The sequence below is a fragment of the Cupriavidus sp. D39 genome (assembly GCF_026627925.1).
Lineage (GTDB): Bacteria > Pseudomonadota > Gammaproteobacteria > Burkholderiales > Burkholderiaceae > Cupriavidus > Cupriavidus ulmosensis.
In genome coordinates, this window is the sequence record NZ_JAPNLE010000009.1 from 3,373,682 (window position 1) to 3,386,552 (window position 12,871).

A 12,871-nucleotide genomic window follows, 5' to 3' on the forward strand; every position below is an offset into this window, starting at 1 on the left:
AGAGACAAAGGCGCCGATGCCATGACGCCACAAATGAAAAGGCCCGGCACCCTGGAGTGCCGGGCCTTGCCCGCATTTTGCGCTAATCAGGTTGTGGCGTCAGCCACTTTGCCGCGCGCCGAGCGCCGGGCCAGCCAGCCCAGGATGCGCGGGATCAGCACCACCGCCACGGTCATGGCCAGGATGGTGGCCGAGATCGGCTGGGTCACGAAGATCGACCAGTCGCCCTGGCTGATCGACAGCGCATTGCGCAGCTGCTTCTCCGCGATGGGGCCGAGGATCATGCCCACGATCACCGGCGCGGTGGGGAAGTCGAAGCGGCGCATGGCCATGCCCAGCACGCCGATGATGAACAGCAGCAGCAGGTCGAACCACGACTGGCGGATGCCGTAGGCGCCCAGGCCCGCGAAGATCAGGATGCCGCCGTACAGCAGCGGCGTGGGGATGCGCAGCATGCGCACCCACAGGCCGATGGCCGGCAGGTTCAGCACCAGCAGCATCACGTTGCCGATGTACAGCGAAGCCAGCAGGCCCCACACCAGGTCGCCCGAGGTCTGGAACAGCATCGGGCCCGGCTGCAGGTTGTAGTTCTGGAACGCCGCCAGCAGGATCGCGGTGGTGTTCGAGGTGGGGATGCCCAGCGTCAGCAGCGGGGCCAGCGTAGCTGTCACCGCGGCGTTGTTGGCGGCCTCGGGGCCAGCCACGCCTTCGATCGCGCCCACCGTGCCGAACTCATCCTTGTGCTTGGACAGCTTTTTCTCGGTGGCGTACGACAGGAAGGTCGGGATCTCCGCGCCGCCGGCCGGGATCAGGCCGAAGGGGAAGCCGATGATGGTGCCGCGGATCCACGCCGGCACCGAGCGCTTCCAGTCCGACTTGGTCATCATGACCGAGCTGAGCTTGTTGAAGCCGCCCGCGGGCTGCGGGAAGAAGGCGTTGAACAGCGCCTCGCCCACCGCGAACAGGCCGACGGCGACCACCACGATGTCGATGCCGTCGTACAGCTCCTGCACGTTCATCGAGTAGCGCGTCTGGCCCGACAGCGAGTCCATGCCGATCAGGCCGATGCCCAGGCCCAGGAACAGGCTGGTCATGCCGCGCAGCAAGGACGAGCCCAGCACCGCCGACACCGTGGTGAAGGCCAGCAGCATGATCATGAAGTATTCGCCGGGACCGAACTGCAGCGCCACGTCGGCCGCGACCGGCGCGAACATCGACAGCAGCACAGTGGCGATGGTGCCGGCGGCGAACGAGCCGATGGCCGCGGTGGCCAGCGCCGGGCCGGCGCGGCCGCTCTTGGCCATCAGGTTGCCCTCCATCGCCGTGACCATGGTCGACGACTCGCCCGGCGTGTTCATCAGGATGGAGGTGGTGGAGCCGCCGTACATGGCGCCGTAGTAGATGCCGGCGAACATGATCAGCGCAGCGGTGGGTTCCACCTTGGCGGTCAGCGGCAGCAGCATGGCTACCGTGAGCGCGGGGCCGATGCCCGGCAGCACGCCGATGGCGGTGCCCAGGAAGCAGCCCACCAGGGCCCACATCAGGTTCATCGGCGTGATCGCGATGGCAAAGCCATGCATCAGCAGGTTAAGAGTATCCATGGATCAGCTCCGTTCAGAACCCGGCGACGGGCAGCAACGGCAAATTGATGCCGAGCAGGAATTCAAACAATGCCCACATTGGCAACGTAATGCACAGGCCAATCAGGCCATCGCGCAGGAAGCGCTTGCTGCCGTAGCCGCGTGCCACGCAGATCATCAGCAAGGTCGACGCCAGCACGAAGCCCAGCGTGCCGATCAGCGCCATGTTGGCTACCAGGCCGACAGCCACCCACAGGAAGCCGCGGAAGTTGTGCGGAGCGTTGGGCAGTTCGGCGTCTTCTTCCGGCATGTTGCGAAAGCCGCCGCGAATGCCTTGCCAGGTCAGCGCCGCGCCGCATGCGGCCAGGCCGATGGCAACCAGCGTGGGCATGAAGCGCGGCGACAGGCCGGCATAGCCCTCGTCGCCGGAGATGCCCGACAGGCCCACGAAGTAGAAGACGGAGAGCAGCAATACGGCAATGCCGATCGCCAGGTGTGAGGGTTTCATGATTGGAAGTGGCTCCTTCAAGCGGTGCCTGCGGCCGTGTTGTCCGGCCCTTGGCGTCCCGCGGTTTGTCGTCCCCGCTTAAGGCGGGGGCCCGGCGATTTGTAGTTTGGTTTTTGGGTATCGCAGGTGGACACCGGACCCCCGCCTGCCGCATGCGCACCGAGCGTTACGGTGCGCCGCAGGCAGGGCCGACAGGTAAAACGCTGAAACGATCAAGCAGTGAAACGGGGCGGCGGCGTTGCTTACTTCGCCACGCCCAGCTCGCGCAGCGAACCGCCCAGGCGGGCCGACTCGTTGTCCACGAACTTGCCGAACTCGTCGCCGGTCAGCAGGAACGGGGTCCAGTCATTCTTGGCAAGCGTTTCCTTCCACAGCGGGGTTTCGGTCGCCTTGACCACCGCATCCACCAGCGCCTTGCGTTGCTCGGCGGTGATGCCCGGCGCGCCATACACGCCGCGCCAGTTGTAGATCTCCACGTTGATGCCCTGCTCCTTGAGCGTCGGGATATCGGCGGTGCGCTCCTTGGAGGTCACGGCCAGCGCGCGCATCTTGCCGCTCTTGATGAAGGGCAGGAACTCGGACACGCCAGCAAGGCCGACGGTCACGTGGCCGCCCAGGATCGAGGCCGACGCTTCACCACCGCCCTGGAAGGGCACGTAGTTGATCTTCTTCGGGTCCACGCCGCTTTCCTTGGCGACCAGGCCCGCCAGGATGTGGTCGATCGAACCCTTGGAGCCACCGCCCCAGCTCACGCTGCCCGGGTTGGCCTTGAGCTGGGCGGTCAGGTCCTTCATGGACTTCAGCGGCGAATTCGCCGGCACGGTGATCACCATGGTGTCGGCGAACAGGCGAGCGATCAGGGTGGCGTTCTTCAGCGTGACCGGCGGATGGTTGGTCTCGATCGCGCCGACCATCACCGCGCCGGTGACGATCATCGCGTTGGGGTTGCCCTTGTCGGTATTGACGAACTGCGTCAGGCCGATGGTGCCGCCCGCGCCGCCCTTGTTGTCGTAGGAGGCCGTCTTGGCCACGCCGGCGGAAACCAGCGCCGCGCCCAGCGAGCGGCCGGTCTGGTCGAAGCCGCCGCCCGGATTGGCGCCGATCATGAACTTCACGCTGTCGAGCGCGAATGCGGGCGCGGCAGCCACGGTGGCGGTGATCGCGGCCGAAGCCATGACAACATGGGCAAAGCGAGTAATCGAACGACGCATAACGGTCTCCTGTTCTTTTTCAGAGGATTGCCGGTGAACGGTCGCCGACGATGCTGGCGAGGACCGACCCGGAGGTGTCCGGCTGGCACCGAGGCTGGCTGTCGGGGGCGGGAGAGTCGTGCGATGCGTCCGGGCGCTGAGTGCGTCGACCGGCCGGCTAGGCGTTGTCTCCTGTCCCTGGCAGCGCTTGCATGCCGGACTTGTTCTTTGGCTTTCTGGCTTGGTCTGGCCAGTACGGCGGCCATGGCGCGATTCTAGGGGTAGAAACTGTCAAAAGGCTGTCAATTTGCCAGGGAATGGGGTGGGGTTTACGTGGGGTCGGATGTATGGACATTTGACGCTTTTGGATCTTTTGGTCTTTCCAGCGTGCCCTTTCATTCCCCGATCGGCAGCGCCAGGACCGCCCGAACCCCTTTGCCCTGCGCCGCAATCCCCAGCTCCACGGTGCCCCCGAAACGCGCGGCCATCTCGCGGGAAATGGCCAGGCCCAGGCCCGAGCCCGGCTCCAGGTTCCCGACCCGCCGGTAGAACCGCGCAAAGACCTTCTCGCGTTCCTCGGCAGGAATGCCCGGCCCATCGTCCTCCACCACCAGGCAGGCGGCATCCCCGATGCGCGCGGCCGAAAGCGTGATGCGGCTGCCGCGCGGCGAATACTGGATCGCGTTGTGGACAAGGTTGGCAAAGGCCTCGCGCAATAGCGCGGCATCCGCGCGTACCGGCAGCGCCAGCCCCTGCGGCCGCTCCCAGCCAAAATCCTGCTGCTTGCCGCGCGCCAGCGGCAGGTAGTCCAGCGCCACCTGCTCGGCCACGGCCACGGCGTCGATCAGCTCCAGCGGTTCGGCGTCGCCTGGCGCGTCGCTGCCCGGGTGTTGCCGGACCCGCGCCAGCGCCAGCAGCTGGTTGGTCAGGCGCGCGGCCTGCTCCAGCTGCGTGACGATGCCGCCTACCGCTTCCCCGGCCGCATCGCGCGCGCGCGCCGGGTCGGCGCCGGCGCATAGCTGGCGCTGGGCGAATTCGGCTTGCGTCTTGAGGATGGCCAGCGGCGTGCGCAACTGGTGCGCCGCGTCAGCGATGAATTGTGCCTGGGCCTGCGTCATCGCGGCGGAGCGCGAGACGTGCAGGTTGACCGCATCGACCAGCGGGCGGACTTCCATCGGCACATGGTCGAAGGCCAGCGGCGTGAGGTCGTCGGCGGAGCGCGCCTGCACGTCGTCGCGCACGCGTGCGAGCGGGCGCAGCACGTAGGTGATGCCGGCCACCAGGATCCCCGCGCTGATCAGGATCAGCAGCACGTCGCGCGCCAGTGCGCCGCGCCACACGGTGGCGATCAGCGCAAAGCGCGGCTCGGCGGTCTCGGCCACCTGCACGATCACGCGCATGTGCGCGTTGGGGCGATACACCGGGTGCGCCAGCACGGCGATGCGCACCGGGTCGCCGCGATAGTCGGCGTCGTAGAAGCGTGGCTGGTTGCTGGCGATGTCCCCCTTGGGCAGCGGCAGGTCGTCGTAGCCGGTGACGGTTTCGATCTTGCCGTTGCGCTCCAGCGAAACGCGGTAGAAGACATGGGTCTGCGCCGCGGTCTCGAACATCTCCATGGCGGCGTCCGGCAGCGCGATCTGCACGCTTTCGCCGGCCATGCCGATGGCGTTGTCGATGGCGCGCACCGAGCCATACAGCGAGCGGTCGTAGGCGGCGTTGGCGGCGTCGCGCAGCGTGCCGTAGGTCAGCCACGTATCGAGCGCCATCATGGCCGCCAGCGCGGGCACCAGCAGCAGCAGCAACTGGCGGCGCAGGCTGCCCTGCAGCCAGCGCCGCAGCCAGTGCCGGGGCAGGCGGCGCAGCATCAGGGCTGTCCTTCCGGTTCCAGCAGGTAGCCGAAGCCGCGCAGCGTGACGATGGTCACGCCGTGGCCCGAGAGCTTCTTGCGCAGCCGGTAGACCAGCACTTCGATGGCATCGGGGCTGACGTCGGCATCGAGCGAGAACACCTTGTCGAGCAGTTGCGCCTTGGTCAGCGGCTGGCCGCTCTTGGCCAGCAGCGCACCCAGCAGGGTCGATTCACGCGGGGTCAGCGCGAGCGGCGCACCTTCGAGCGTAAAGCTGCGCGTTTCGCCGTCGAACACCAGCGTGCCGCACTGCAGGCGCGGATGGGCGCGGCCGCGGCTGCGCCGGATCAACGCCAGGATGCGCGCTTCCAGCTCGGCAATGGCAAAGGGCTTGGGCAGGTAATCGTCCGCGCCGAGGTTGAGGCCGCGCACGCGCTCGTCGAGCGTGTCCTGAGCGGTCAGGATCAGCACCGGGGTGCGGTCGTCGCGCCCGCGCATGGACTTGAGCACGGCCAGGCCGTCCTTGCCGGGCAGGCGCAGGTCCAGCACCACCACATCGTATTCCTCGGCCATCAGCCGCGCTTCGGCCTGCAAGCCGTCGGCCACGTGCTCGATGACGAAGCCGCCCTGCTCCAGGGCGCGCGCCACCCAGCGCGCCAGTTCAATCTCATCTTCCACCAGCAATAGGCGCACGGCGGTCCTCCCCTGCTCGATAAGCGTCCGTTTCCAAAAAGCGCGGGTGGCCTTGCCGCCATGGCTGGCAAGGCCGCCGCCGCCGCGAGGACACGCCGCGGGCGCTTATAATACCTCCGCCCCGGGCTGCGCGCGGCGAGCGCGCCATGGCCCTTTTGGCCACCGATGTCACCACCGATGGTTCCCGCCTTGCGCAAGCTGCCCCCTTCCCGTCCAGGCTCCCCCTCCCGCCATCGTCGCCGAACCACCCGCGAGCTTGAGCCGGCGGCGCGTCGTGGCCGGTGCGGCCGCAACCGCGGCCACGCTGGCGGCGGGGCTAAGCCATGGCGCGCATGCCCAGGCCGCGCCGCCGGTGCCGGCGGGCTATCCGGCCAGCTACGCGGAAATCATCGCGCGGGCCGTGCAGGAAGGCTCGGTCACCGTCTATGCCTCCACCGACACGGAGGTCGCGCGGCCGCTGCTGGCCGCGTTCGAGGCCCGCTATCCCGGCATCAAGGTGCGCTATCAGGACCTCAACACGCTGGAGCTGAACGGCCGCTTCCTGGCCGAGAGCGCCGCCCTGGGCGCGGGTCAGGTGGCCGGCCCCGACTACGCCGACGTGCTGTGGAGCACGGCAATGGACCTGCAGATCAAGCTCGTCAACGATGGCCACGCCCTGCGCTACCCCTCGCCCGAGCGGGCCGGCCTGCCGGCGTGGGCCGCCTGGCGCGACGAAGCCTGGGGCACCACCTTCGAGCCCGCCGTGATCGTCTACAACCGCCGCCATTTTGCCGGCATGCGCACGCCGCGCAGCCGCACCGGCCTGGCGCGCCTGCTGCAGGAGAACACGCCGCGCTGGCGCCAGCGGGTGGTGACCTACGATGTGGAAAAGTCCGGGGTGGGTTACCTGCTGGCGCAGCAGGACGCACGCATGGGCGACGAGTTCTGGTACCTGGCCCAGGCGCTCGGGCGCTGCGGCGTGCAGTTGTCGGCGTCCACCGCGAACATGATCGAGCGCATCGCCTCCGGCGAATTCGTGATGGGCTACAACCTGCTGGGTTCGTACGCGCTGTCGCTGATGGAGCGCGGGGCGCAGATCGATGTGATCGCGCCGCGCGACTACACGCTGGTGATGTCGCGCGTGGCCTTCATCGCGCGCCGCGCGCCGCATCCCAACGCGGCGCGGCTCTGGCTGGATTTCCTGCTGTCGCGCGCGGGCCAGACGCTGCTGGGGCAAAGCGCCTCGCAGCTCTACACGATCCGCACCGACACCGACAGCGTGCACACCGCCGCGGCGCTGTCCGAGCGGCTGGGCTACGCGCTCAAGCCGATCAGCGTCGGTCCCGGCCTGCTGGCCGCGCAGGACACGCTGCGCAAGCGGGCCTTCCTGGCGCGCTGGCGCGAGGCCATGCGGAGCTGAGCGTGGGTGAGCTCGGGTGAGCGTAGTCCCCGCGCTGCAGCGGGATCAGCCGACCTGCGCTTTGCCCGCCAGTGTTTGCGCGGCCAGTTCGGCGTCGGCCTTCTTTTTCGCTTCCTGGCACATCGACGCGACTTCGTCCTCGAGCTTCGGCACGGGGCGCGCCACATAGCCCTGGCGCAAGGCCGGGGAGAACTTGAGGGTGTCGATGAAGGCATCGGCCACCCGCTCGGCATTGCTCTCCAGATCGAAATCCTCGGGAGCGAACAGCCAGTGCGACAGCATGCCCCCGATCGAGGCGTGGAACACGTTGACCGCCAGGTCCAGGTCGAGGTCGGCCGGCAACTGCCCGCGGTCGACCGCCATGCGCAGGTGCTCGCGCATCTTCACCGTGCCTTCCTGGTGCGACTGGCGCTGGCGCTCGAAGATGGCGCCGTTGTCCGCCACCATCTCGCATTTGTGGAAGACGATCTCGAGCACGCGCCGCCACTGCGGGTTTTCCACGGTCTGGCGCATCACAAAGGCGCAGATGTCGCGAATGCTGCCGAGCGGGTCTTCCTGGCTTGCGATGCGTCCCGGCTCGCACAGGGCCTCGAGCGGCAGGTGGACGCGGTCGGACATGGCCGCGAAGACGTCGCTCTTGTTCTTGAAGTGCCAGTAGATCGCGCCGCGCGTCACGCCGGCGGCCTCGGCGATGTCGGCCAGCGACGGGCGGGCCACGCCGCGGGCGTGGAACACGGCCTCGGCCGCGTCGAGAATGCGATGGCGCGTTTCAAGCGCCTCTTCCTTGGTGCGTCTGACCATGATGCTCTCTGGTGCCGGCCACGAAGGACCGGTCTGGTTCTGTCTCCCTGAGTGCTGGCGATGGGACTCGCCGTGCACTATGCGCGCCCTGCTGGCGCGTTAGGACGTAGTTATATAGGGCGACGACTGCCGCAATGCAACAAGTTCTTACATACATGCTTGGATGTATATATAATACGCGTTCGCCTGACTTTCGGCCAGCCCATCGGTTGCTGGGGGGCAGATGGCGGCGCCCCGCACGGTTCGCGCTGCCATGTCGGCTTGTCGTTACTAATTTGTTGCCTTTCGTCGCATGTGCCACGTCAGTGTTGCAAATTGTGGCTAGCATTACTCTTTTTGCCTGCCTCTGTGCCATCGCCAGCGGTGGGCCGCGCCGTATCCGGACACGACACCGGGAGCATATGCGGCCGATCTCAAATTGCCATCATGGGGTTATCGATGAGGAAGTCCCAACGTATCACTTGCGTTGCCGCTGCCGTGTTGTCGGCGCTTGCGCTGTCCGCCTGCGGCGAGAAGAAGCCGCAGGGCGGCGCCATGCCGCCGCCGGAAGTGGGTGTCGTCACCGTCACGCCCACGACGATCGCGGTTATCAATGAACTGCCGGGCCGCCTCGAAGGCGTGCGCACCGCCGAAGTGCGGGCGCGGGTCGCCGGCATCGTGCTGTCCCGTAATTACACGGAAGGCGGCGAGGTCAAGGCAGGCCAGCTGCTGTTCAAGATCGATCCCGCGCCCTACCAGGCGCAGCTCGAATCGGCCAAGGCCAGCCTTGCGCGCGCCGAAGCCAACGCCGTAGCCGCGCGCCAGAAGGCCGAGCGCTACAAGCCGCTGGTCGCCGTCAATGCGGTGAGCAAGCAGGAATATGACGAAGCCGTGGCGGCCGCGGGCCAGGCCACCGCCGACATCGCCTCGGCCAAGGCTGCCGTCAGCACTGCCCAGATCAACCTCGGCTACACCGCCGTCACCGCGCCCATCAGCGGCCGCGTGGGCCGCGCGCTGGTGACCGAAGGCGCGCTGGTCGGCAGCGGCGAAGCCACCAAGCTGGCCACGGTCGAGCAGGTCGACCCGATCTGGGTGACCTTCACCCAGCCCGCCAGCGAAGTGATGAAGCTGCGCCGCGCCATCGAGAGCGGCAAGGTCAAGGGCGTCGACGGCGGCGCCCGCGTCCACCTGTTCATCGAGGACGGCCGCGAGTACGAGCAAACCGGCAAGCTGCTGTTCTCCGACATGACGGTCGACCCGACCACCGGCGCCATCACGCTGCGCGCGCAGTTCCCCAATGCCAAGCGCGAGCTGCTGTCGGGCACCTTCGTGCGCGTGAAGATCGAGCAGGGCATGGACGAAAACGCGCTGACCGTGCCGCAACGCGCGCTGATCCGCAATGCACAAGGCGCGTCGGTGATGGTGGTGGGCGGCGATGGCAAAGTCGCGGCGGTGCCCGTCAAGGCGCCCCAGGCCATCGGCGAAGACTGGATCGTCACCGAGGGCCTGAAGGGTGGCGAGCAGGTGATCGTCGAGGGCTTGCAGAAGGTCAAGGTCGGCGCGCCGGCCAAGGCCGTGCCATTTGTCTCGAAGACCGCCGCCGCCTCGGCTCCCGCCGCGCAGCCAGCCGCCAGCGGAGCCCCGGCTCCTGCCGCGGTGACCGCTGACAAGGCCGACGCCAAGCAGGGCTAATCACAGCGCAAATCGAAGGGAGCCAGTGTTATGGCCAAGTTTTTTATTGACCGGCCGGTGTTCGCGTGGGTGCTTGCGCTGATCATCGTGCTGGGGGGCCTGCTGTCGGTCGTGCAACTGCCGATCGCCCAGTACCCCAACATCGCCCCGCCGACGATCTCGGTGACGGCGACCTACCCGGGCGCTTCCGCCAAGACGCTTGAAGACTCGGTCACCTCGGTGATCGAGCAAGAGCTCAACGGCATTCCCGGGCTGCTGTACTACAACTCCACCAGCGAATCCACCGGCCTGTCGACGATCACGATCGCCTTCCAGCCGGGCTCCAACATCGACCTGAACTCGGTCGAAGTGCAGAACCGCTTGAAGCGCGTGGAAGCGCGCCTGCCGGCCGAAGTGCGACAGCAAGGCGTGCGCGTGGACAAGGCCGGGAACAACTACATGATGTTCCTGACGGTCACGTCCAAGTCCGGACAGGCCGATGCCATCCAGTTGGGCAACTACGTCTCGGCCAGCGTGATCGATTCGATCCGCCGCGTGCCGGGCGTGGGCCAGGCCGACCTGTTCGGCACCGAGTACGCCATGCGCATCTGGGTGGACCCGGCCAAGCTGACCGGCTTCAACCTGACTCCGCAGGACGTCACCGCTGCCATCTCGGAGCAGAACGTCCAGGTCGCCGTGGGCGAGCTGGGCGGCACGCCGTCGCCCAAGGGCACGGAGCTCAACGCCACCGTCACCACCGAAAGCCGCCTCTCCACGCCGGAGCAGTTCGCCAACATCCTGTTGCGCACGAACCGGGACGGCTCGTCGGTGCGCATCAAGGATGTCGGCCGCGTCGAGCTCGGCGGTGCCGACTACTCCACGCTGGCCCGTACCAACGGCAGGGCGTCGGCGGCCATCGCCATCAAGCTGGCCCCGAGCGGCAATGCGCTGGCCACCGCCACCGCGGTGCGCGCCAAGATGGAAGAGCTCTCCAAGTTCTTCCCCGGCGACTACCAGTACACCGTGCCTTACGACACCTCGGCCTTCGTCAAGATCTCGATCGAGGAAGTGATCAAGACCCTGGTCGAAGCCGTGGTGCTGGTGTTCCTGGTGATGTACCTGTTCCTGCAGAACATCCGCGCCACCATCATTCCGACGGTGGTGGTGCCGGTGGCCCTGCTGGGCACCACCGGCATGCTGCTGGCGTTTGGCTTCTCCATCAACGTGCTGACGATGTTCGGCATGGTGCTGGCGATCGGTATCCTGGTGGACGATGCGATCGTGGTGGTGGAAAACGTCGAGCGGATCATGAGCGAGGAAGGACTCTCGCCGCGTGACGCCACGCGCAAGGCCATGGGCCAGATCACCGGCGCCATCGTCGGCATCACGCTGGTGCTGACCGCGGTGTTCATCCCGATGGCGTTCTTCTCGGGCTCGGTGGGCAACATCTACCGCCAGTTCTCGCTGTCGCTGATCTCGTCGATCGCGTTCTCGGCGCTACTGGCACTGACGCTCACGCCGGCGCTGTGCGCGACGCTGCTCAAGCCGGTCGAGGCTGGGCACCATCACGAGAAGACGGGCTTCTTCGGCTGGTTCAACCGCACCTTCGCGCGCGCCGCCACCGGCTACCAAAGCACGGTGGCGCGCATCCTGGCGCGTGCCGGCCGCTACCTGATCATCTACGCCCTCATCGTCGTCGGCATGGTGGTGCTGTTCAAGCGCCTGCCTTCGTCCTTCCTCCCCGAGGAAGACCAGGGCTACATGATCACGGTGGTGCAGCTGCCCAACGGCGCCACGCAGGAACGTACCATCGGCGTGCTCAAGCAGATCGAGGACTACTACCTGCAGAAGGAATCCAAGGTGGTGGACCAGATGATCACCGTGGCGGGCTTCTCCTTCTTCGGCCGCGGCCAGAACGGCGGTATCGCGTTCGTGCGCCTGAAGGACTGGAAGGAGCGCGGCGGCAAGGACGAGACCGCGCAGGCACTGGTTGGCCGGGCGTTTGGTGCGCTGTCCTTCATCAAGGACGCCATCATCTTCCCGCTTAACCCGCCGGCGATCTCCGAGCTGGGCAACTCCTCGGGCTTCGACTTCCGCCTGCAGGACCGCACCGGCCAGGGCCACGCCAAGCTGATGGAAGCACGCAACATGATGCTCGGCATGGCCGCGAAGGAACCTGCCCTGGCAGGCGTACGCCCCGAAGGCCAGGAAGACGCGCCGCAGCTGCAGATCGACATCGACCGCGAGAAGGCACGCACGCTGGGTGTCTCGGTGGCCAACATCAATGCGACGCTGGCCATCGCGTTCGGCTCCTCCTACGTCAACGACTTCATCTATGAAGGCCGTGTACGCAAGGTGATTGCCCAGGCGGAAGGCAACGACCGCAAGCTGCCCGACGACCTGACCAAGCTGCGCGTGAAGAATAACAACGGCGACATGGTTGCATTTGCCGCCTTTGCCACTTCCAAGTGGATCATGGGCTCGCCGCGCCTGGAGCGTTACAACGGCTTGCCGGCGGTGAAGATCGCCGGCCAGGCCGCACCGGGTCGCAGTACCGGCGAAGCCATGAAGATCATGGAAGACAACTTCGCCAAGCTGCCGCCGGGCTTCGGCTTCGAGTGGTCGGGCCAGTCCTATGAAGAGCGCCTGGCCGGCTCGCAAGAGCCGATGCTGTACACGCTGTCGCTGATCATCGTGTTCCTGTGCCTGGCCGCGCTCTATGAGAGCTGGTCGATCCCGGTCGCGGTGCTGCTGGTGGTGCCGCTGGGCGTGCTCGGCGCGCTGCTCGGCGTGACCCTGCGCGGCATGCCCAACGACGTGTACTTCAAGGTGGGCCTCATCGCGACGATTGGCTTGTCGGCGAAGAACGCCATCCTGATCGTGGAATTCGCCAAGGATCTGCAGGCGCAGGGCAAGAGTGTCATCGACGCTACGCTCGAAGCCGTGCACCTGCGGTTCCGCCCGATCCTGATGACCTCGATGGCCTTTATCCTGGGCGTGCTGCCGCTGGCAATCGCCACCGGCGCGGGCTCGGGTGGCCAGCGCGCCATCGGTACCAGCGTGATCGGCGGCATGATCACCGCCACGGTGCTGGCGATTTTCCTGGTGCCGGTGTTCTTCGTGGTGATCCGTAGCCGCTTCAAGGGCAGCAAGCGCGAGCAGTTGCTGAACGAGCAAGGGCTCGAACCCAAGGAAGGAATCTGA

The 12,871-nt window shown here is 66.9% G+C and carries 9 protein-coding genes; 3 read left to right on the forward strand and 6 right to left on the reverse strand.

Annotation, left to right across the window (positions count from 1 at the left end; all coding sequences use genetic code 11):
- Positions 1-86: 86 nt before the first annotated feature.
- The 5 genes from OMK73_RS27855 to OMK73_RS27875 all read right to left on the reverse strand — a co-directional run bounded on the left by OMK73_RS27855 (position 87) and on the right by OMK73_RS27875 (position 5,817).
- Positions 87-1,601, reverse strand: coding sequence for a tripartite tricarboxylate transporter permease (locus tag OMK73_RS27855; RefSeq protein ID WP_267604865.1), 1,515 nt, complete (start codon positions 1,599-1,601; stop codon positions 87-89).
- 13 nt (positions 1,602-1,614) lie between these two features.
- Complete coding sequence (locus tag OMK73_RS27860) at positions 1,615-2,088, reverse strand: tripartite tricarboxylate transporter TctB family protein (protein ID WP_267604866.1); 474 nt, start codon at positions 2,086-2,088, stop codon at positions 1,615-1,617.
- A 242-nt stretch (positions 2,089-2,330) separates the two neighbouring features.
- Positions 2,331-3,299, reverse strand: coding sequence for a tripartite tricarboxylate transporter substrate binding protein (locus tag OMK73_RS27865; RefSeq protein WP_267604867.1), 969 nt, complete (start codon positions 3,297-3,299; stop codon positions 2,331-2,333).
- Positions 3,300-3,673: 374 nt separating this feature from the next.
- A complete protein-coding gene (locus OMK73_RS27870; protein WP_267604868.1) occupies positions 3,674-5,143 on the reverse strand; it encodes a sensor histidine kinase in 1,470 nt (489 codons plus the stop codon).
- Complete coding sequence (locus tag OMK73_RS27875) at positions 5,143-5,817, reverse strand: response regulator (protein WP_043352486.1); 675 nt, start codon at positions 5,815-5,817, stop codon at positions 5,143-5,145. The genes OMK73_RS27870 and OMK73_RS27875 overlap by 1 nt, the downstream gene beginning before the upstream one ends.
- Positions 5,818-6,091: 274 nt before the next feature.
- On the opposite strand from OMK73_RS27875, the gene OMK73_RS27880 reads away from it, so the two are divergent.
- Complete coding sequence (locus OMK73_RS27880) at positions 6,092-7,216, forward strand: ABC transporter substrate-binding protein (RefSeq protein ID WP_267604869.1); 1,125 nt, start codon at positions 6,092-6,094, stop codon at positions 7,214-7,216.
- 45 nt (positions 7,217-7,261) lie between these two features.
- On the opposite strand, the gene OMK73_RS27885 is transcribed toward OMK73_RS27880, so the two are convergent.
- Positions 7,262-8,017: a TetR family transcriptional regulator gene (locus OMK73_RS27885; RefSeq protein ID WP_267604870.1), complete on the reverse strand. Its 756-nt coding sequence runs from the start codon at positions 8,015-8,017 to the stop codon at positions 7,262-7,264.
- Between the two features lie 438 nt (positions 8,018-8,455).
- Between OMK73_RS27885 and OMK73_RS27890 the strand changes: the two genes are divergently transcribed.
- Both OMK73_RS27890 and OMK73_RS27895 read left to right on the forward strand, forming a co-directional pair.
- Positions 8,456-9,688, forward strand: a complete 1,233-nt coding sequence (locus tag OMK73_RS27890; protein WP_267604871.1) for an efflux RND transporter periplasmic adaptor subunit — start codon at positions 8,456-8,458, stop codon at positions 9,686-9,688.
- A gap of 30 nt (positions 9,689-9,718) precedes the next feature.
- Positions 9,719-12,871 carry an efflux RND transporter permease subunit gene (locus OMK73_RS27895; protein ID WP_267604872.1) on the forward strand — a complete coding sequence of 1,051 codons (3,153 nt, stop codon included), beginning with the start codon at positions 9,719-9,721 and terminating at the stop codon, positions 12,869-12,871.

What these genes read in the sequence shown, in the direction of transcription:
- OMK73_RS27890 (WP_267604871.1), top strand. Translation starts at nt 8,456, where the DNA reads ATGAGGAAGTCCCAACGTATCACTTGCGTTGCCGCTGCCGTGTTGTCG.
- OMK73_RS27865 (WP_267604867.1), bottom strand. Translation starts at nt 3,299, where the DNA reads ATGCGTCGTTCGATTACTCGCTTTGCCCATGTTGTCATGGCTTCGGCC.
- OMK73_RS27860 (WP_267604866.1), bottom strand. Translation starts at nt 2,088, where the DNA reads ATGAAACCCTCACACCTGGCGATCGGCATTGCCGTATTGCTGCTCTCC.
- OMK73_RS27870 (WP_267604868.1), bottom strand. Translation starts at nt 5,143, where the DNA reads ATGCTGCGCCGCCTGCCCCGGCACTGGCTGCGGCGCTGGCTGCAGGGC.
- OMK73_RS27855 (WP_267604865.1), bottom strand. Translation starts at nt 1,601, where the DNA reads ATGGATACTCTTAACCTGCTGATGCATGGCTTTGCCATCGCGATCACG.
- OMK73_RS27885 (WP_267604870.1), bottom strand. Translation starts at nt 8,017, where the DNA reads ATGGTCAGACGCACCAAGGAAGAGGCGCTTGAAACGCGCCATCGCATT.
- OMK73_RS27895 (WP_267604872.1), top strand. Translation starts at nt 9,719, where the DNA reads ATGGCCAAGTTTTTTATTGACCGGCCGGTGTTCGCGTGGGTGCTTGCG.